This window comes from Streptomyces omiyaensis (assembly GCF_014650895.1).
In the GTDB taxonomy this organism is placed as follows: domain Bacteria; phylum Actinomycetota; class Actinomycetes; order Streptomycetales; family Streptomycetaceae; genus Streptomyces; species Streptomyces omiyaensis.
Window position 1 is genome coordinate 75,285 of the sequence record NZ_BMVV01000015.1, and the last position, 19,426, is coordinate 94,710.

At 74.5% G+C, this 19,426-nt stretch carries 16 protein-coding genes; 13 read left to right on the plus strand and 3 right to left on the minus strand.

The window, feature by feature from the left end; genetic code table 11:
* Nucleotides 1-49: 49 nt before the first annotated feature.
* From IE287_RS23730 to IE287_RS23745, 4 genes are all read left to right on the plus strand, one after another.
* Nucleotides 50-1,348, plus strand: coding sequence for a resuscitation-promoting factor (locus tag IE287_RS23730; protein WP_189851190.1), 1,299 nt, complete (start codon nt 50-52; stop codon nt 1,346-1,348).
* 52 nt (nt 1,349-1,400) lie between these two features.
* Nucleotides 1,401-2,273, plus strand: coding sequence for a 16S rRNA (adenine(1518)-N(6)/adenine(1519)-N(6))-dimethyltransferase RsmA (rsmA, locus tag IE287_RS23735; protein ID WP_189851191.1), 873 nt, complete (start codon nt 1,401-1,403; stop codon nt 2,271-2,273).
* Nucleotides 2,270-3,166, plus strand: coding sequence for a 4-(cytidine 5'-diphospho)-2-C-methyl-D-erythritol kinase (locus IE287_RS23740; RefSeq protein WP_189851192.1), 897 nt, complete (start codon nt 2,270-2,272; stop codon nt 3,164-3,166). Before rsmA ends, IE287_RS23740 begins: the two co-directional genes overlap by 4 nt.
* Before the next feature lie 130 nt (nt 3,167-3,296).
* Nucleotides 3,297-4,583: an acyltransferase family protein gene (locus IE287_RS23745; RefSeq protein ID WP_189851193.1), complete on the plus strand. Its 1,287-nt coding sequence runs from the start codon at nt 3,297-3,299 to the stop codon at nt 4,581-4,583.
* Between the two features lie 233 nt (nt 4,584-4,816).
* Here IE287_RS23745 and IE287_RS23750 read toward each other — a convergent pair whose 3' ends face one another.
* The gene (locus IE287_RS23750; protein ID WP_229883677.1) at nt 4,817-5,110 is read right to left on the minus strand and encodes a hypothetical protein; all 294 of its coding nucleotides are present in this window, start codon (nt 5,108-5,110) and stop codon (nt 4,817-4,819) included.
* Nucleotides 5,111-5,337: 227 nt separating this feature from the next.
* On the opposite strand from IE287_RS23750, the gene IE287_RS23755 reads away from it, so the two are divergent.
* The 8 genes from IE287_RS23755 (at nt 5,338) to IE287_RS23790 (ending at nt 16,225) form a co-directional block, all read left to right on the plus strand.
* Complete coding sequence (locus IE287_RS23755; RefSeq protein ID WP_189851194.1) at nt 5,338-7,143, plus strand: ABC-F family ATP-binding cassette domain-containing protein; 1,806 nt, start codon at nt 5,338-5,340, stop codon at nt 7,141-7,143.
* Between the two features lie 113 nt (nt 7,144-7,256).
* Nucleotides 7,257-9,107 carry an outer membrane protein assembly factor BamB family protein gene (locus IE287_RS23760; protein WP_189851195.1) on the plus strand — a complete coding sequence of 617 codons (1,851 nt, stop codon included), beginning with the start codon at nt 7,257-7,259 and terminating at the stop codon, nt 9,105-9,107.
* Between the two features lie 13 nt (nt 9,108-9,120).
* Complete coding sequence (locus IE287_RS23765; RefSeq protein ID WP_189851196.1) at nt 9,121-11,001, plus strand: outer membrane protein assembly factor BamB family protein; 1,881 nt, start codon at nt 9,121-9,123, stop codon at nt 10,999-11,001.
* A gap of 170 nt (nt 11,002-11,171) precedes the next feature.
* Nucleotides 11,172-11,855 (plus strand): helix-turn-helix transcriptional regulator, encoded by a 684-nt coding sequence (locus IE287_RS23770; protein WP_189851197.1) that lies wholly within the window; start codon nt 11,172-11,174, stop codon nt 11,853-11,855.
* Nucleotides 11,856-12,036: 181 nt separating this feature from the next.
* Complete coding sequence (gene galT, locus IE287_RS23775; protein ID WP_189851198.1) at nt 12,037-13,080, plus strand: galactose-1-phosphate uridylyltransferase; 1,044 nt, start codon at nt 12,037-12,039, stop codon at nt 13,078-13,080.
* Nucleotides 13,077-14,051 carry a UDP-glucose 4-epimerase GalE gene (gene galE / locus IE287_RS23780; protein ID WP_189851199.1) on the plus strand — a complete coding sequence of 325 codons (975 nt, stop codon included), beginning with the start codon at nt 13,077-13,079 and terminating at the stop codon, nt 14,049-14,051. Before galT ends, galE begins: the two co-directional genes overlap by 4 nt.
* On the plus strand, nt 14,048-15,187 hold the full coding sequence (gene galK, locus IE287_RS23785) for a galactokinase (RefSeq protein WP_189851200.1): 1,140 nt from the start codon (nt 14,048-14,050) through the stop codon (nt 15,185-15,187). The genes galE and galK overlap by 4 nt, the downstream gene beginning before the upstream one ends.
* Before the next feature lie 276 nt (nt 15,188-15,463).
* The gene (locus tag IE287_RS23790) at nt 15,464-16,225 is read left to right on the plus strand and encodes a LuxR C-terminal-related transcriptional regulator (RefSeq protein WP_229883678.1); all 762 of its coding nucleotides are present in this window, start codon (nt 15,464-15,466) and stop codon (nt 16,223-16,225) included.
* On the opposite strand, the gene IE287_RS23795 is transcribed toward IE287_RS23790, so the two are convergent.
* On the minus strand, nt 16,184-16,681 hold the full coding sequence (locus IE287_RS23795; protein ID WP_030494707.1) for a MarR family winged helix-turn-helix transcriptional regulator: 498 nt from the start codon (nt 16,679-16,681) through the stop codon (nt 16,184-16,186). The genes IE287_RS23790 and IE287_RS23795 overlap by 42 nt on opposite strands.
* A 161-nt stretch (nt 16,682-16,842) precedes the next feature.
* Here IE287_RS23795 and IE287_RS23800 point away from each other — a divergent pair, with 161 nt between their 5' ends.
* Nucleotides 16,843-17,679: a trans-aconitate 2-methyltransferase gene (locus tag IE287_RS23800; protein WP_189851202.1), complete on the plus strand. Its 837-nt coding sequence runs from the start codon at nt 16,843-16,845 to the stop codon at nt 17,677-17,679.
* A 60-nt stretch (nt 17,680-17,739) separates the two neighbouring features.
* Here IE287_RS23800 and IE287_RS23805 read toward each other — a convergent pair whose 3' ends face one another.
* Nucleotides 17,740-19,392 carry an FG-GAP-like repeat-containing protein gene (locus IE287_RS23805; protein WP_189851203.1) on the minus strand — a complete coding sequence of 551 codons (1,653 nt, stop codon included), beginning with the start codon at nt 19,390-19,392 and terminating at the stop codon, nt 17,740-17,742.
* Nucleotides 19,393-19,426 lie beyond the last annotated feature (34 nt).

Below are 19,426 nucleotides of genomic sequence, written 5' to 3' on the forward strand. Positions count from 1 at the left end.
TCGCGTCGTTTTGGAGAGTGACGGGCGCCGGGGCTAGGGTCCCGGCCTCGTGAGCACTTCCCAGGCCAGTCACCGCGCCGGGCGGCGGGGGGCGGCGGCCACGCTGCCCGTCCACGAGCAGCCCACCCAGGCGGCGCCCCTCGTCACCGGGCCGCCGCCGCCCGCGCCCGCCGCTCCCGCGCCCGCCGCCGTGCCCGCCCAGGGCCGGGCCGCCGCCCGCCGCGGCGCCCGCCGCCGCAAGGCCGCCCGCCCCGCCGGGGACGGGCTGCGGCGGCTCGTCCCGCAGGCCCTCGTGGTCGCCTTCCTGGCCGGCGGCACCAGCGCCTTCGTCGCCGACGACAAGGCCGTCCGGCTCTCCGTCGACGGCGTCCCGCGCACCCTGCACACCTTCGCCGACGACGTCGGCGAGCTCCTCGCCGACGAGGGCCTCGCGGTCGGCGCCCACGACATCGTCGCCCCCGCCCCCGGCGAGGCGCTGGCCAGCGGCGACGAGATCGTCCTCCGGTACGGGCGGCCGGTCTCCCTCACCCTCGACGGCTACCGCCGCCAGGTGTGGACCACCGCCGACACCGTCGAGGGCGCCCTGCGCCAGCTCGGCGTCCGCGCCGAGGGCGCCCACCTGTCGGTCTCCCGCTCCGCCGCGATCTCCCGCACCGGCCTCGCCCTCGACGTCCGCACCGAGCGCGCGGTCACCTTCCTCGCCGACGGGCGCGAGCGGACCGTCCGCACCAACGCGGCCACCGTCGGCGAGGCCCTCGACGAGGCCGGGATCACCCTCGGCGGCGAGGACACCACCTCCGTGCCCCGCGAGGCCTTCCCCCGCGACGGCCAGACCGTCACCGTGCTGCGGATCACCGGCTCCACCCAGACCCGCGAGGAGGCCGTGCCGTACGCCGTCGAGCGCGTCCGCGACCCCGCCCTGTTCGCCGGCACCGAGGTCGTCGAACGGCAGGGCGTCCCGGGCCTGCGCCGGATCACGTACCACCTCCGGTCCGTCAACGGCGTCCGGCAGAAGCCCCGCCGCACCGGCGAGGAGATCGTCCGCGAACCCGTCTCCCGCAAGGTCCGCGTCGGCACCCGCGCGCTCCCCGCCTCCGTCGCCGGCGCCGACGGCCTCGACTGGGGCGCGCTCGCCGCCTGCGAGTCCGGCGGCCGCCCGAACGCCGTCGACCCCTCCGGGACCTACGGCGGCCTCTACCAGTTCGACCCCGGCACCTGGCGCTCCCTCGGCGGCTCCGGCGTCGCCCAGGACGCCCCCGCCGCCGAGCAGACCTTCCGCGCGAAGAAGCTGTACGTGCAGCGCGGCGCCGGACCGTGGCCGCACTGCGGACGCAGGCTCTTCGGCTGAGCGGCGGGCCCTGTCCGGCCGATCGGCGCCGGACAGGGCCTAGGCTGTACCGGTGAGCACCACCACCGGCCCCGACGGCCCCGACGCCCTCCTCGGCCCCGCCGACATCCGTGAGCTGGCCGCCGCCCTCGGCGTGCGCCCCACGAAGCAGAAGGGCCAGAACTTCGTCATCGACGCCAACACCGTCCGGCGCATCGTCCGCACCGCCGGCGTGCGCCCGGACGACGTCGTCGTCGAGGTGGGGCCCGGACTCGGCTCCCTCACCCTGGCGCTCCTGGAGGCCGCCGACCGGGTGACCGCCGTCGAGATCGACGACGTCCTCGCCGCCGCGCTGCCCTCGACGATCGCCGCGCGGATGCCCGGACGGCAGGACCGCTTCGCGCTCGTCCACTCCGACGCCATGCTCGTCCAGGAGCTGCCGGGCCCGGCGCCGACCGCGCTCGTCGCCAACCTCCCGTACAACGTGGCCGTGCCCGTCCTGCTCCACATGCTCGACCGCTTCCCGACCATCGAGCGGACCCTCGTCATGGTCCAGGCCGAGGTCGCCGACCGGCTCGCCGCCGGACCGGGCAACAAGGTGTACGGGGTCCCCTCCGTCAAGGCCAACTGGTACGCCGACGTCAAGCGCGCCGGCTCCATCGGCCGCAACGTCTTCTGGCCCGCGCCCAACGTCGACTCCGGCCTCGTCTCCCTGGTCCGCCGGACCGAGCCGGTCGCCACCACCGCCACCAAGGCGGAGGTCTTCGCCGTCGTCGACGCGGCCTTCGCACAGCGCCGCAAGACCCTCCGGGCCGCCCTCGCCGGCTGGGCCGGCTCGCCCGCCGCCGCGGAGGAGGCGCTGGTGAAGGCCGGGATCTCGCCGCAGGCGCGCGGCGAGTCGCTGACCGTGGAGGAGTTCGCGCGGATCGCGGAGGCGAAGGCATGAGCGGAGTGACCGTACGGGTCCCGGCCAAGGTCAACGTCCAGCTCGCGGTCGGCGCCGCCCGCCCCGACGGCTTCCACGACCTCGCCAGCGTCTTCCTCGCCGTCTCCCTGTACGACGAGGTCACCGCCACCCCGGCGGACACCCTGACGATCACCTGCGAGGGCCCCGACGCGGACCGGGTCCCCCTCGACCGCGGCAACCTCGCCGCGCGCGCCGCGGAGCTCCTCGCCGCCCGGCACGGCCTCTCCCCGGACGTCCACCTCCACATCGCGAAGGCCATCCCGGTGGCCGGCGGCATGGCCGGCGGCAGCGCCGACGGCGCGGGCGCGCTCCTCGCCTGCGACGCGCTGTGGGGGCTCGGCACCCCGCGCGAGGAACTCCTGGAGCTCTGCGCGGAGCTCGGCTCCGACGTCCCCTTCAGCCTCGTCGGCGGGGCGGCGCTCGGCGTCGGCCGCGGCGAGCGGCTGACCCCGCTGCCGGTCGCCGGCCCCTTCCACTGGGTCTTCGCGGTCGCGGACGGCGGCCTTTCGACCCCGGCGGTGTACGGCGAGTTCGACCGCCTCGCGGAAGGCGTCGAGATCCCGGAGCCGGTGGCCTCCCCGGCGCTCCTGGACGCCCTCGCCTCCGGCGACACCACGGCCCTGGCGGCCGCCCTCGTCAACGACCTCCAGCCCGCGGCGCTCTCGCTGCGCCCCTCGCTGGCCGCGACCCTGGCGGCCGGCACGGAGGCCGGCGCGCTGGCCGCGCTGGTCTCGGGCTCGGGTCCGACCACCGCGTTCCTGGTGAAGGACGCCGAGTCCGCCGAGGCCGTCGCGGCCGCCCTCACCGCCTCCGGCACCTGCCGGGCGACGCGGCCGGCGACCTCCCCGGCCCCCGGGGCGACGCTCCTCTAGCCCCGCCCGGCCCGGCTGCCCCCGGGAGCACGGCCTCCGGCCCGGGCCCGGTCGTTCCGGGGCGTACTCAGGTCCGAGGTGAGTATCCGAGCGCTGCCGGTGGTCGCGGGGCGACCGGCATCGTGCCGGTATGGGAACCAGCGCACGTGACCTCGCCGCCGCGACACCGGCGACCCGCGACCGCTACGTCGACCTGCTCCGGGTCGCCTCGCTCGCGGTCGTCGTGCTCGGGCACTGGCTGATGGCGGCCGTCACCACCGACGGCCGGGTCGGCAACCTGCTCGCCGTCGTGCCCGGCCTCCAGGTCCTGACCTGGGGCCTCCAGGTCATGCCGGTCTTCTTCTTCGTCGGCGGCTTCTCGCACGCCCTCGCCCACCGCTCCCGCCCCCGCTACGCGGCCTTCCTGCGCACCCGGCTCCAGCGCCTGCTGCGGCCCACCGCGGTCTTCATCGGGGCGTGGGGCGCGCTCGCCCTCGCCGTGCAGCTGCTCGGCGCCGACGGGGGGCTGACCGGGGTGGCGCTGCGGCTCGTCACCCAGCCGCTCTGGTTCATCGGCGTCTACCTGGCGATGGTGGCCCTCACCCCGCCGCTCCTGAAGGCCCACGGGCGGTACGGGTGGGGCGCCTTCCTCGCGCTCGCCGCGGGCGCGGCGCTGGTCGACGCGGCGCGGTTCGCGGCCGGGGTGCCGTACGTCGAGTTCCTGAACTTCGCCCTCGTCTGGCTGGCGGTCCACCAGCTCGGCTTCCTGCGCGCCGACGGCATGATCCGCCGCCCGGCGGTCCTCGCGGGCGCCGGCCTGCTCGGCGCCGCCGCGCTCGTCGCCCTCGGGCCGTATCCGCTGTCCATGGTCGGCATGCCCGGCGAGAAGGTCTCCAACATGGCGCCGCCCACGCTCGCCCTGCTCTGCCACGGCCTGTGGCTGGTCGGCGCGGTCGAGCTCCTGAAGGGCCCGGGCGCCCGCTTCACGGCCCGCGCCCGGGTGTGGCGCGGGGTCGTCGCCGCGAACGGCATCGCGATGACCGCGTTCCTGTGGCACCTGACCGCGATGCTCGGCGTGTACGGGGCGCTGCTCGCCGCCGGCGTCCGCCTCCCGGAGCCCGCGACGGGCGCCTGGTGGGCACAGGTCCCGCTGCGGATCGCCGCCGCGGCGGCCCTGACGGCGCTGCTCGTCGCCGTCTTCCGCCGCTTCGAGCACCCCGTGCCCGCCGCCCCGGCGACCGGCACCGGCGGACCGGCCGCGGCGCTCGGCATCACCCTGGCGCTGCTCGGCGTCCTCGGCCTGTCGATGACCGGCTTCGGCGGCCTCCTGGAGGGCCGGACGGCGACGCTGATCGCGCTTCCGGTGACCGCCCCGGCCGCCGTCGCGATGGCCCTCGCGGGCTGGTTCCTGGTGGAACGGGCCGGCCGCGGGAACTAGGGCCTGTCCGACCCTTCCCGTCGGGTCCGGCCCGCCCGGCGCGCACTCCCCCGTAGCCCTTCGGGCGCGGGAGGTGCCCCCGTGCCGCACGGCCGGGGCGCCCGAGTAGCTCCTTCCCCGAGCTCTCGGCTTCGCTCGAGCGGGGGAGACCCCGACCGAGGGCGCCCCGGCCGCACGCCGATCGCACGCACCGGACGACCCGGCCTGATCCGACGCCCATGGTCAGACAGGCCCTAGGGGACGTCCCGCCGGTGCGCGAGGGTGGCCGCGAAGCCGTCCAGGACGGCCCGCAGGCCGAAGTCGAAGGTGCTGTCGGGCGCCGCGGCGCCCAGGGCGCTGCCGAGGACGAAGACGAGGACGGTGGCGGCGGCCCGGTCGGCGTCGGCGGGCGCGAAACCGGCCCGCTCGTACAGGGCGAGGCCGTGGTCGTCGAAGCGGGACTTCCCGGGGCCGTAGAGCAGGTGGCTGCCGAACGCCTGCCCGAGCCACGGGTGCCGGGTGGGCATCGCGTGCGTGCCGCCCGCCATGGCCGGACCCTATGTGAACCGAGCGCGTGAACGGCCGCGCGATCCCGCCGGACGGCCACGGGGACGCCCGCCGGGACGGCCCCGGACGGCCACGGGGACGACCGCCCGCGCGGCCGGACGCCCCCCCGGAGCGCCCGAAGGGCCCGGGGGGCCCGCCCGAGCGCCCCGGCGGCGGTGCCGGGCGACGTACCCTGGGACGTCGATCGCAAGCCCCGTACAGGAGTGAAATGGCCGTCAACCTGGTCAATGTCGAGAACGTCAGCAAGGTGTACGGCACCCGTGCCCTGCTCGACGGGGTCTCGCTCGGCGTCTCCGAGGGGGACCGGATCGGGGTCGTGGGGCGCAACGGCGACGGCAAGACGACGCTGATCCGGATGCTGGCGCGCCTGGAGGAGGCCGACACCGGCCGCGTCACGCACAGCGGCGGACTGCGCCTCGGGGTGCTCACCCAGCACGACTCGCTCGACCCGAAGGCCACCATCCGGCACGAGGTCATCGGCGTCATGGCCGACCACGAGTGGGCCGGCAGCGCCAAGATCCGCGACGTGCTCACCGGTCTCTTCGGCGGCCTGGACCTGCCCGGCTTCGAGAACGGCCTCGACACCGTCATCGGCCCGCTCTCCGGCGGCGAGCGCCGCCGCATCGCGCTGGCCAAGCTGCTCATCGAGGAGCAGGACCTGCTCGTCCTCGACGAGCCCACCAACCACCTCGACGTCGAGGGCATCGCCTGGCTCGCCGGCCACCTCCAGAACCGCCGCTCGGCGCTCGTCTGCGTCACCCACGACCGCTGGTTCCTCGACCAGGTCTGCACCCGCATGTGGGACGTGCAGCGCGGCGACGTGTACGAGTACGAGGGCGGCTACTCCGACTACGTCTTCGCCCGGGCCGAGCGGGAGCGGATCGCCGCCACCGAGGAGGTCAAGCGGCAGAACCTGGTGCGCAAGGAGCTGGCCTGGCTGCGGCGCGGCGCCCCCGCCCGCACCTCCAAGCCCCGCTTCCGCATCGAGGCGGCCAACGCGCTCATCGCGGACGTGCCGGAGCCGCGCGACAGCAGCGAGCTGATGAAGTTCGCCAACGCCCGGCTCGGCAAGACCGTCTTCGACCTGGAGGACGTGACCGTCACCGCCGGTCCGAAGACGCTGCTCCAGCACCTCACCTGGCAGCTCGGCCCCGGCGACCGCGTCGGCCTGGTCGGCGTCAACGGCGCGGGCAAGACCTCACTCCTGCGGGCCCTGGCGGACGCGGCCGTCTCCCAGGGCGAGAAGCAGCCGCCGGCCGGCCGGATCGTCGTCGGCAAGACCGTGCGGCTCGCCTACCTCTCGCAGGACGTCACCGAGCTCCCGGCGCAGCTGCGCGTCCTGGAGGCCGTGCAGCAGATCCGCGACCGGGTCGACCTCGGCAAGGGCCGCGAGATGTCCGCCGGGCAGCTCTGCGAGCAGTTCGGCTTCGGCAAGGACAAGCAGTGGACGCCGGTCGGCGACCTCTCCGGCGGCGAGCGCCGCCGCCTCCAGCTGCTGCGCCTCCTCATGGACGAGCCCAACGTCCTCTTCCTCGACGAGCCCACCAACGACCTCGACATCGAGACCCTGACCCAGCTGGAGGACCTCCTCGACGGCTGGCCCGGCTCCATGGTCGTCATCTCCCACGACCGCTTCTTCCTGGAGCGCACCACCGACCGCACCTTCGCCCTGCTCGGCGACCGCGCGCTGCGGATGCTGCCGCGCGGCATCGACGAGTACCTGGAGCGGCGCCGGCGGATGATCGAGGCGGCCGTCCCGGCGCCCGCGGCCCCCGCCGCGCAGGCCGCGCCGGGCCTCTCCGCCGCCGACGCGCGCGCCGCGAAGAAGGAGCTGCAGAAGGTCGAGCGGCAGATCGACAAGATCGCCGAGAAGGAGGCGAAGCTGCACGCGCAGATCGCCGAGAACGCGACCGATTTCGCGAAGGTCGCGAAGCTCGACGCCGAGTTGAGGGAACTCGGCGGAGAACGTGAAGAGTTGGAGATGCGCTGGCTCGAACTCGCCGAGAACGCATAACGACGGCATCACGGACCGGTCCTCCCTTGGGCACAAGGGATGGACCGGTCGCTTTTGCGCCACCGGGTGAGTGGTAGAAAGAAAACCCGCTCACAGCCAAGGGGGAAGCGCTGATGACCCAGCCGCCCAGCAACCAGCCGCCGGGGGGCTTCGGAGCTCCCCAGGATCCGGGCCAGGGCGGCGTGCCGCCGCAGATGCCGGCCCAGCCGCCGCAGATGCCGCCGGTCCCGCCGCAGGCCCCGGGCCAGGCGCCCGCCCAGCCGCCGACCGCTCCGGCCCAGCCCGCCGCCCAGCCCGGTTACGGCCACCCGCAGCAGGCCCCGCAGCCCGGCCCGTACGGCTACCCGCAGCAGCCGGGGCAGCCCGGCCCCTACGGGCAGCAGCAGCCGGGACCGTACGGCCAGCAGCCCGGACCCTACGGGCAGCCGACCAGTCCCTACGGCCACCCGGGCCAGCCGCAGCCGGGCTACCCGGCGCCGCCCGCCCCGCCCGGCGGTTCCGGCGGCGGCCCCTTCAAGGGCCGCACCGGTGTCGTCGCGGCCGTCGCGGCGGCGGTCGTCGTCATCGCGGGCGTCACCACGTGGGCGGTCGTCGGCAAGGGCGACGACGAGAAGCCGACGGTCGCCCAGTCGCCGTCCACCGGCTCCAGTGCCTCCACGGCTCCCGAGCCGTCCGACTCCGTCGACCAGGGCGACGGCTCCGGCGACGGAGACAAGGGCGGCGAGGACGACCTCAACGCGGCCCGCCAGGACGGCGAGGCGAAGGTCAACTTCCTCACCACCAACGACGTCGACCTGCCCCGCAACGGCTCCGAGGTCTTCGGCCCCTGGATCGTCGGCGACACGGTGATCAAGGGCATGTACAAGGGAGTCTCCGGCTACAGCCTCGCCGACGGCGCCAAGAAGTGGCAGGTCGACCTGCCGTTCAAGCTGTGCGCGGCCCCGGCCCGGCCCGGCGCCGGCGGCCTGATGGTCTTCGGGTACGAGGAGAACGCCAAGGACGGCGCCAAGTGCTCGATGCTCCAGCAGATCGACCTCAAGACCGGCAAGGCGGGCTGGAAGAAGGCCGTCCCGAAGCCGACCGGCCTCTTCGCCTTCTCCGACAACACCCTCGCCATCGGCGGCAACACGGTCACCGCGGCCGGCAGCAGCAGCGCCTACGGCTTCTCCCTCACCGACGGGCGCCAGGTCTTCACCGGCCCCACCGGTGACTGCAAGCCGTACGCGTACGCCGGCGACGCCACCAAGCTGATCGCCGCCAACCAGTGCCGCACCGCCGACGCGAGCAAGGAGCAGCACACGGTCAGCGAGGTCGACCCGAACACGGGCAAGCCCAAGTGGACCTACCGGCTGGCCGCCACCTGGGAGGTCGACAAGGTCTACTCCGTGAACCCGCTCGTCGTCTCGGCCTTCCAGCGCGAGCAGAAGAAGTGGTCGGTCGTCGCGCTCAACCCGAACGGCACCGTGCGCTCCCAGATCCAGGGCGGCGCCACCGACAAGTTCGCCCCGAGCTGCGGCGGCGGCTTCGTCATCTTCGGCCGCAACCTGGAGGGCTGCACCGGTGTCGCCGCCGCCGGCGACACCTTCTACATGTCGACCGACACCTCCTACGGCACCTCCAACGAGGTCGTCGCCTTCGATCTCAAGACCGGCAAGCCCAAGTGGCGTTCGAAGGCTCCCGACGAGCAGCAGATGACGCCGCTGGGCATGGAGGGCGGCGAGGTCCTGGTCTACGTCTCGCCCAAGTACGACAAGGGCGGCGCGGTCGCGACGATCGCCCCGGCCGGCGGCGCGCCGAAGATCCTCCTCAAGCACCCGGTCTCGGTCGCGCAGATCGAGAGCAGCTTCTTCAGCGCGGGCTACGCCTACGGCAACGGCACGTTCGTGGTGGCGGCGGGCCGCGTCTCCGCGCCCAGCGACGCCGAGGAGAAGCAGACCAAGACGATGATGGGCTTCAGCAAGTGAGGTACGCGGACCGATGACCCAGCCACCCCCGCCGCCGAACCAGCCGCCGGGCCCGCCGCCGAACCAGCCTCCCGGCGGCCACCCGCCGCAGGGCGGCTTCGGCGCCCCGCAGGACCCGGCCCCCGGCCAGGGCGGCTTCGGCGCGCCGACGCCCCCGCCCCCGCAGGGGCAGCCCGGCTACGGCTACCCGGAGCAGCAGCCGCAGCCCGGCTACGGCTACCCGCAGGCACCGCAGCCCCAGCCCGGCTACGGCTACCCGGAACAGCCGCCGCAGCCCGGCTACGGCTACCCGGACCAGCAGCACCAGCAGCCGGTGCCCCCGCCGTACGGCTACCCGGCCCCGCCCCAGCAGCCGTACGGCTACCCGACCGCCCCGCAGCAGCAGGTCCCGTCCCCCGGGCCGGGCGGCGGGAAGAAGCTGTCGGCGCAGGCGCAGATCGTCATCGCGGCGGTCGTGGCCGTCGCCCTGATCGTCGGCGGCGGCATCTGGTACGCCAACTCCGGCTCGGACACCCCGCCGGACGCCAAGCCCACCGGCGGCACCAGCCAGTCCCCGAACGGCGGCGGTGACGCCGCCGGCGGCTCCGGCGGCGGCAACGGCCTCGGCGGCAACGGCAAGGAGAAGCCGGGCGCGAAGACCGGGGCCCGCCTCGCCTTCCGCGTCGACGTGCCGAAGGTGCCGGACACCACGCCCGTCGACGGCTCCTGGCTCACCGACACGACGTACGTGAAGTCGGGCGTCGACTCGATCGTCGGCTACGACATCGACAAGGGCACGGTCTCCTGGACCCTCCCGCTGGCCGGCCAGGTCTGCGGCGCCTCCCGGCACATGACCGCCGACCACAAGGTGCCGATCCTCTTCGAGGAGTCCAAGCGCGTCGCGCCCCGCTACTACCAGAGCTGCAACCAGGTCGGCATGGTCGACCTGAACACCGGCAAACTGCTCTGGTCCGCCTCGGTCGGCGCCGGCGGCGACGAGAAGGCCCGCTTCAGCGAGGTGACGCTCGGCGGCGGGACCGTGGCCGCCGGCGGCACCGGCGGCGGCGCGGCCTTCGACGCGGCCACCGGCAAGGTCCGCTGGAAGCCGCAGTCCAACGACCAGAACTGCTACGACATGGGCTACGGCGGCGGCGCCGGCCTCGTCGCGGTCCGCAAGTGCGGCAGGTACGGCGCCGAGACCGTCCTCGTCCAGAACCTGGACCCGGTCTCGGGCAAGCCGCTCTCGGAGTACAAGATGCCGACCGGCGTGAAGTACGCGTCGGTCGTCTCGACCAAGCCGCTGGTCGTCGCGGCCAACGTCGGCGACGCCGCCGACGACGGCAGCAGCATCTCGGACTTCTTCTCGATCGACGAGAAGACCGGGAAGCTCCGCACCAAGATCGCGGCCAGTGCCGACCGCTACGGTGCCGAGTGCGGCGCCACCTCGGTGGAGGAGTGCCGGCAGGTCCTCGTCGGCGACGACCGGCTCTACGTGCCGACCGAGGAGCACGAGGGCTCCACCGGCGAGTACAGCGACAAGACGAACGAGATCATCGCGTTCGACCTCGCCACCGGCCGGACCGCGCCCGAGAAGGCCGACGCGGGCGACGGGTACACGCTGATGCCGCTGCGCATGGACGGCGGCGACATCATCGCGTACAAGGTGGGCCCGTACGACAAGGGCGGGCAGATCGTCTCCGTCAACGCGGGCACGATGAAGGAGACCCTGCTCATGGAGACCCCGTCGGACAAGGGGAACCGTGACATCGTGAGCAGCTTCTCGATCACGGGCGCGGAACTCCTCTACGCCGACGGCCGGTTCTTCATCTCGGCCACCTACGCGAACAAGCCCCGGGAGTCCGACGGCTCCCTGGGCAAGAAGTACCACGCGGTGTCCTACACCACGAAGGACTGACCCCGCGGCCGCCGCGGGAAGGGCCTCCCCGGACGTTCCGGGGAGGCCCTTCCCGCGTCCGTCCCCCGTTCGTGCCGCGGAGGTTGACGGGCCGTGGGGCGGGGGAGCGTGTAGCTTGCCGGGTCAGAGGTGCCGGGGGACGGCACGCCCGGGGGATGGGGGATGACGGGATGGGCGTTCGGCTCGTGGTCGTGGACGACCACCGCCTGCTCGCGGAGGCGCTCGCCTCGGCACTCAAGCTGCGCGGGCACCGGGTGCTCGCGGCGGCCGCGCCGACGGCGGGGGCGGCGGAGGTCGTGGTGGGCCGGGCCCCGGAGGTCTGCCTCTTCGGCACGGCCTCGCCCGCCGCGCCCGGGGTCTTCGAGCCGGTCGCCCGGATCAAGCGGGAGCGTCCGCAGGTGGCCGTGGTGGTCCTCGGCCCGGTGCCGTCGCCCCGCGGGATCGCCGCGGCCTTCGCGGCCGGCGCGTCGGGGTACGTCCGGCACGACGAGCGGATCGAGGGCGTCGAGCGGGCGCTGCTGAAGGCGCGGGCGGGGGAGGCGGCGGTGGCCCCGCAGCTCCTCGCGGGGGCCTTCGCCGAGCTGCTGAACCCCGCCGCGCAGCCGGACGACGAGGCGCAGCGGCTGCTGCGGCTGCTGACCCACCGGGAGGTGGAGGTCCTGGTGCGGGTCGCGGAGGGCGAGGACACCCGGGGGATCGCGGCCGGGATGGGCATCGCGTCGAGCACCGCCCGGACCCACGTGCAGCGGGTGCTGATGAAGCTGGGGGTCGGCTCGCGCCTGGAGGCGGCGGCCCTGGCGGCCCGCACGGGCCTCCTGGAGCGCGCGGTGCCGGTGCAGCGCACGCCCCGCTGAACCGGGGCGGGTCCCGCCGGGCCGCCGGCCGGTCCCCCCTCTCTCACGCACGCGCGCCCATGCACCCGCGCACCCGCGCATCCCCTCGGACGAGGAGCGGTGCCGGGCCGCGCCATTGACTCCGATGTTCGGTTGTGGTTCTTTGTGCGTGGTTCTGTTTGATCCCGCCCGGAGGGCACCCGTGAAGAAGACCGTCACCACGCTCGCCGACGGGCGCGAGCTCATCTACTACGACATGCGCGACGACGTCGTGCGCACCGCCGTCGACCCGCGCCCGCTCACCCCCGTCACCTCCCGCTCGGAGATCCGGTACGACGAGCTGACCGGTGACCACGTCGCCGTCGCCTCCCACCGGCAGAGCCGCACCCACCTCCCGCCGGCCGACGCCTGCCCGCTCTGCCCCGCCCGCGAGGGGCGCGAGAGCGAGGTCCCCGAAGAGGGTTACGAGGTCGTGGTCTTCGAGAACCGCTTCCCCTCCCTCTCCGGCGGCGTCGGGCGCTGCGAGGTCGTCTGCTTCACCGACGACCACACCGCCTCCTTCGCCGACCTCACCGAGGAGCGGGGCCGCCTCGTCCTCGACGCCTGGACCGACCGCACCGCCGCACTCTCCGCCCTCCCCGGCGTCGAGCAGGTCTACTGCTTCGAGAACCGGGGGCGGGAGATCGGCGTCACGCTGCCCCACGCGCACGGCCAGATCTACGCCTTCCCGTACGTCACCCCCCGCACCGCCCTCACCCGGCGCCGGATCGACGAACACCGCCGGGCCACCGGCCGCAACCTCTTCGACGACCTCGTCGCCCGCGAACGCGCCGACGCCGAACGGGTGGTGCTGGAGGGCGAGCAGTGGATCGCCTTCGTCCCGTACGCCGCCCACTGGCCGTACGAGGTCCACCTCCACCCCACCCGGCGCGTGCCCGACCTGCTCGCGCTCGACGAGGCGGCCCGGGCGGAGTTCCCACAGGTCTATCTGGAACTCTTGAGGCGCTTCGACCGGATCTTCGGTCCGGCGGAGCCGCCCACGCCCTACATCGCCGCCTGGCACCAGGCGCCGTTCACGGACGCGCGGCGGGAGGACTTCGGACTGCACCTGGAACTGTTCACCGTCCGGCGCGCCTCCGACAAGCTGAAGTTCCTCGCCGGCACCGAGTCCGGCATGGGCGCTTTCATGAACGACATCCGGCCGGAGGACGCGGCCCGGCGCATCCGAGAGGTGGCAAGCGCATGACCCTGAGGTATCTGGTGACGGGCGGGGCGGGGTACGTGGGTGGCGTGGTCGCCGCCCACCTCCTGGAGCGGGGCCACCGGGTCACCGTCCTCGACGACCTCTCCACCGGCTTCCGCGAGGGCGTCCCGGACGGAGCCGAGTTCATCGAGGGCCGCATCCAGGACGCCGCGCGCTGGCTCGACGGCTCCTACGACGGAGTGCTCCACTTCGCCGCGTTCTCACAGGTCGGCGAGTCGGTCGCCCGGCCCGAGAAGTACTGGGAGAACAACGTCGGCGGCACCATGGCGCTGCTCGCCGCCATGCGCGCGGCCGGCGTCCGCAAGCTGGTGTTCTCCTCCACCGCCGCCACCTACGGCGAGCCGGAGACCGTGCCGATCACCGAGTCCGCGCCGACCGCCCCCACCAGCCCGTACGGGGCGAGCAAGCTGGCCGTCGACCACATGATCACCGGCGAGTGCGCCGCCCACGGGCTCGCCGCCGCCTCCCTGCGCTACTTCAACGTCGCCGGGGCCCACGGGGCGATCGGCGAGCGCCACGACCCCGAGTCCCACCTCATCCCCCTCGTCCTCCAGGTCGCCCTCGGGCGCCGCGAGGCGATCTCCGTCTACGGCGACGACTACCCGACCCCCGACGGCACCTGCGTCCGCGACTACATCCACGTCGCCGACCTCGCCGAGGCCCACCTCCTGGCGCTCGACGCCATGGCGGCGGGCGAGCACCTGATCTGCAACCTCGGCAACGGCAACGGCTTCTCCGTCCGCGAGGTGATCGAGACCGTCCGCAAGGTCACCGGCCACCCGGTCCCCGAGGTCACCGCCGCACGCCGCCCCGGCGACCCGGCCGTCCTGGTCGCCTCGTCCGAGGCCGCCCGCGAGCGGCTCGGCTGGACGCCGTCCCGACCCGACCTCGCCGAGGTCGTCGCCGACGCCTGGGCCTTCGCCCGGCTCCGCCACGAGGAGGACCCCGCATGACCGTCGCCGCCGACTTCGAGACGCTGTACGGCAGCGCCCCCGACGGCGTCTGGGCCGCCCCCGGGCGGGTCAACCTCATCGGGGAGTACACCGACTTCAACGACGGCTTCGTGCTGCCGCTGGCCCTGCCGCACACCACCGTCGCCGCCGTCTCCCGCCGCGACGACGGCGTCCTGCGCCTGCACTCGGGCGATGCCGACGGGGGGATCGTCCAGCTCGGCGTCGACGCCCTCGAACCGCTCTCCGGCGGCGGCTGGGCCGCCTATCCGGCCGGTGTCGTCTGGGCGCTGCGGGCGGCCGGCCACCCGGTGACCGGCGCCGACGTGCACCTGGCCTCCACCGTGCCGACCGGCGCCGGGCTCTCCTCCTCGGCCGCCCTGGAGGTCGTCACCGCGCTCGCCCTGAACGACCTCTTCGGCCTCGGGCTCACCCGCCCGGAGCTGGCCCGGCTCGCCCAGCGCGCCGAGAACGACTTCGTCGGCGTGCCCTGCGGGGTGATGGACCAGATGGCCTCCGCGTGCGCCCAGGAGGGCCACGCCCTGCACCTGGACACCCGCGACCTGTCGTACCGGCAGGTCCCCTTCGACCTCGCCGCCGAGGGGCTCGCGCTGCTGGTCGTCGACACCCGCGTGAAGCACGCGCTCGGGGACGGCGCGTACGCCGAGCGGCGCGCCGGTTGTGAAGCGGGCGCGCGGGCGCTCGGAGTGCGCGCCCTGCGCGACGTGGACGCCGCGCACCTCCCCGCGGCGCTCGACCGGCTGGACGACGCGACGGTGCGCAGGTACGTCCGGCACGTGGTCTCGGACAACGACCGGGTGGTCCGGGTGATCTCCCTGCTCGACGCCGGCGCGACCCGCGCGGTCGGGCCCGTCCTCACCGAGGGCCACGCCTCGCTCCGGGACGACCTGCGGGTCTCCTGCCCGGAGCTGGACCTGGTGGTCGAGGCGGCGAACGCGGCCGGGGCGCTGGGCGCCCGGATGACCGGCGGCGGCTTCGGCGGCTCGGCGGTGGTCCTCGTGGGGACGGACGGGGCGGAGGAGGTCGGCGCGGCGGTCCGGAAGGCCTTCGCCGACGCCGGGTACGCGGAGCCGGGGATCTTCCCGGCCGTCCCCGCGGCGGGTGCCCGCCGCCTCTGACGCCCCCCGCAGGACCGGACGTCCCCCGCGGGTGGTCTTCCGGGTCACACGTACGGTCGACTTCGGACACTTCCGCCAATCGGCCCCCACGGTGCCGCCCCGCCCCTACTCTGTGGGGCAGCGCCGGTGGGGGCCGGTGCCGTTCAGGGGGCGAGACCCGTCGGGTACGGCGCCGGGAGCGGGGTAAGCAGTCAGGGCACGGCGGCGGCCGGCGCCCGACGGCCCCGCCTCCGGCGCCGTACCGCGCCGGCCTCTCCTCGACACTTGGGGGTGTCCGTGGCACGAATCCGGGTCCTGGTGGTCGACGACCACCGCGTCTTCGCCGAGTCGCTGGCCGCCGCGCTCGCGGCCGAGCCGGACGTCGACGTGGCCGCGGCGGGCAGCGGCCCCGCCGCCCTGCGCTGTCTGGACCGGGGCGTCGCCGAGGGGCGCCGCTTCGACGTGCTGCTCGTCGACGCCGACCTCGGCGCGCTGCCCACGGCCCCGGCGGCCGTGCCGGAGGGCGAGCCCGTCGTGGACGGGATCTCGCTGGTGGCGGGGGTGCGCAAGGCCCAGCCGGCGGTCCGCGCGGTGGTGCTCGCGGAGCGGGACGACGCCCGCAGGGCCGCGCTCGCGCTCCAGGCGGGGGCCTCCGGCTGGGTGGCGAAGGACTGTTCGCTCCAGCGGCTCCTGGCGGTGGTCCGGGGGGTGCTGCGGGACGAGACCCACCTGCCGCCGGCCCTGCTCACGGGGGTGCTGCGGGAGCTGACGGCGGCCCGGAAGCACCGGACGGAGAGCGAGCGGCTGGTGGAGTCGCTGACCCCGCGCGAGCGGGAGGTGCTGCGCTGCATGGTGGCGGGTCTGGGCCGCAAGGCGGTGGCGGAGCGGCTCTTCCTCTCCCCGCACACGGTCCGCACGCACATGCAGAACGTGCTGGGGAAGCTGGGCGTCCACTCGACCCTGGCGGCGGTGGCGCTGGCCCGGCGTGCGGGCGTGGGCCCGGCGATCCTGCCGGAGCTAGCCGGGGACGTTGTCGAACGGGGCGGTCAGCCGGCGTAGCAGGGCGGCGAGTTCGGCGCGCTGGGGGCGGGAGAGCTGGGCGAGGATGGCCCGCTCCTGGGCGAGCAGCCCGGCGAGGGCCTCGTCGGCGCGGTCGCGTCCCTCGGGGGTGAGCCGGACCAGGACGCCGCGCCGGTCGCTGGGGTCGGGCAGCCGCTCGACCAGGCCCTTCTTGGTGAGCCGGTCGATGCGGTTGGTCATGGTGCCGGAGGTGACCAGGGTCTGGGTGAGGAGCTGGCCGGGGGAGAGCTGGTACGGGGCTCCGGCGCGGCGCAGCGAGGTGAGGACGTCGAACTCCCAGGGCTCCAGCTGGTGCTCGGAGAAGGCGAGCCGGCGGGCGCGGTCGAGGTGCCGGGCCAGCCGGGAGACGCGGCTGAGGACCTCCAACGGTTCCACGTCGAGGTCCGGGCGCTCTCGGCGCCATGCAGCGACCAGCCGGTCGACCTCGTCCTCCATGTGATCAGTGTAGTGGGTCTGTTGACATAAAGTCTCTTGCATTCGAGTTTCTCGATCCCATGAATCTTGAGATCGAGATATATTTGCGGGACGAGGGGGAAGAGACCCGGCCGAAACCCGGTTCCGCTGGGCCGGCTCACGCCTGCAAGGAGGCTTCGCACATGCGTTCCGCCGACTCCGTCTCCGCCCCCGTCTGGGACCCGCGGCAGTACCTCCGCCACACCACCCACCGCACCCGCCCCTTCCTCGACCTCCTCCAGCGCATACCGCCCCTGCCGAACCGCGGCCGCCCCGCCCGCATCGCCGACCTCGGCTGCGGACCCGGGAACGTCACGGCCCTCCTCGCCGACCGCTGGCCCGACGCCCACATCACCGGCTACGACCTCTCGCCCGAGATGCTCGAACGGGCCGCGAAGGACTGGTCCGGCACCACCCCCGGCGGCGGCTGGCTCGACTTCCGCCCCGCCGACGCCGCCCACTGGACCCCCGCCGAGCCCCACGACCTGATCGTCTCCAACGCCGCCCTCCAGTGGGTCCCCAACCACCCCGAGTCCCTCGCCGCCTGGATCGACGGCCTGCGCCCCGGCGGCACCCTCGCCTTCCAGGTCCCCGGCAACTTCACCGCCCCCAGCCACGCCCTCCTCGGCGAGCTGTGCGCCCTTCCCGAGTGGCGGACCCGCCTCGGCGGCCAGGGCCGCCGCTTCGTCCACATCCTCGAACCCGCCGGCTACCTCGCCCGCCTCACCGCCCTGGGCTGCGAGGCCGACGTCTGGGAGACCGTCTACTGCCAGCTCCTCCAGGGCGAGGACGCGGTCCTCGACTGGGTCAAGGGCACCGCCCTGCGCCCGGTCCTCACCGCCCTGGGCGACGACCGGGAGGCGGCGGCCGCCTTCCTCGCCCAGTACCGGGCGCTCCTGCGCGAGGCCTACCCCGCGGGCCCCGACGGCACCGTCTTCCCCTTCCGCCGCGTCTTCGCGGTGGCCCGCAAGCCCTCCTGAGACGGCGAGAGCCCCGCACCGGAGATCCGGTGCGGGGCTCGTCGCGGTGGAGCGGGAGGGCTAGGAGACCGAGTTGTAGATCTGGAAGCCCGGGCCGTACTTCACGCGCGCCGAGAACTTCTTCGGCAGCGTGTTCTGGTAGGTGTACAGGTCACCGGCGGAGGTGATGCCGATGAGGTCGCCCTTGCCGTCGGCGTTGAGGTCGCCGGGCGCGACCAGGTACTTGTACGTGTTCCAGCCGGAGCCGACCTCGGAGCGCGCGCCGAACGGCGCGGTCGCGTTGCCGGTGCCCGGGTAGAGGTACAGGACGCCGCCGGTGGTGCGGGCGAGCAGGTCCGCGCGGCCGTCACCGGTGTAGTCGCCGGCGCCGACCAGCGCGTTGAAGGCACCCCAGCCGGAGCCGACCTTGAGGCGCGACGCGAAGGCGTCGCCCTCGCCGTTGCCCCGGTACAGCCACAGCACGCCGGAGCTGTCGCGGGCCAGCAGGTCGCCCTTGCCGTCGCCGCTCAGGTCGCCCGGACCGACGAAGGCGTTGAAGCCGCCCCAGCCGCCGCCGATGTACAGCATGTCGACGTACAGGCTGCCGTCGAGGCGCTCCAGGGCGTCCGTCATGCCGTCCGAGTTCAGCGAGGACAGGGCGGCCCAGGTGCGGTTCTTCCACTCGCCCGGGTCGCTTATCTCCTCGCGGCGGTTGATCTTGCCGGTGGTGGAGCTGCGGTAGAACCAGAGCGTGCCGGCCGTGTCACGGGCGATGAAGCCGTCCTTGCCCGTGTACGGCACGTTGCCGCCGAGCGCGAACTGCTCGATGCCCGCGAAGTCGCCCGCCGCACCCTGCTGCCCGAGGGCGTTGAGGGCGCCGTCGCCGCGCGGCGTGTACAGGAAGAACGTGCCCGCGTTGTCCCGCGCCCACAGGGAGCCGTCCTGGCCCGCCGGAAGGATCTGGTTGAACTTGCCCCAGCCGCCGCCGATCAGCTTGCGGGTCGCGAACGGACGCGTGGTGGAGCCCGTGCCCGTGTAGAAGTACAGCTGGCCGTCGGGGGTCCGGCCGTACAGGTCGGCCTTGCCGTCGCCGTTGGCGTCGCCGACGCCGATCAGCTGGTCGTAGGCGTTCCAGCCGCCGCCGACGCTGATGCGGGTGCCCAGCGGCTTGGTGGTGCTGCCGGTGGCCAGGTACAGGTAGAGCGCGCCGTCCTTGGTGCGGGCGATCACGTCGGCGCGGCCGTCGTTGTTCACGTCGCCCGGCGAGGTGATCTTGCTGTAGGCCTGCCAGCCGCCGCCGAGCACCGTCTCGTACGGGGTGCCGGCCGGGTCGACGTCCCGGTACATCGTCAGCGTGCCGTTCTCGGAGAGGACCAGGATCTCCGGCTCGGCCTCGCCCGACTGGTTGCCGATCGGGATGATGTCCTTGGCGATGTCGGCGTAGCGGAACAGCGCCAGCGGGTCTTCGCTGCCCGCGGTCGAGTAGACCTCGCCGTCGATCGCGCGGAAGACCAGGTCCTCGTTGCCGTCGACGTTCAGGTCCGACAGCAGCGGCGAGGTGCCCTGCTCGGCCTGGGCGCGGGCGGTGCCGCCGGCGTCGGGGCGGACCAGCTTCGGCGGGGTGAAGGACGGCGCGGTCTTCTCGACGGAAGCGCGCGGCGCCGGCTCGGCGGCCGACGCGGGAGTCGCCAGCAGCATGCCGGCGGAGAGGGCGAGCGCGGTGCAGGCGGCCACACGACGGCCACGCCCGGAGAAAGCGGAACGCAAG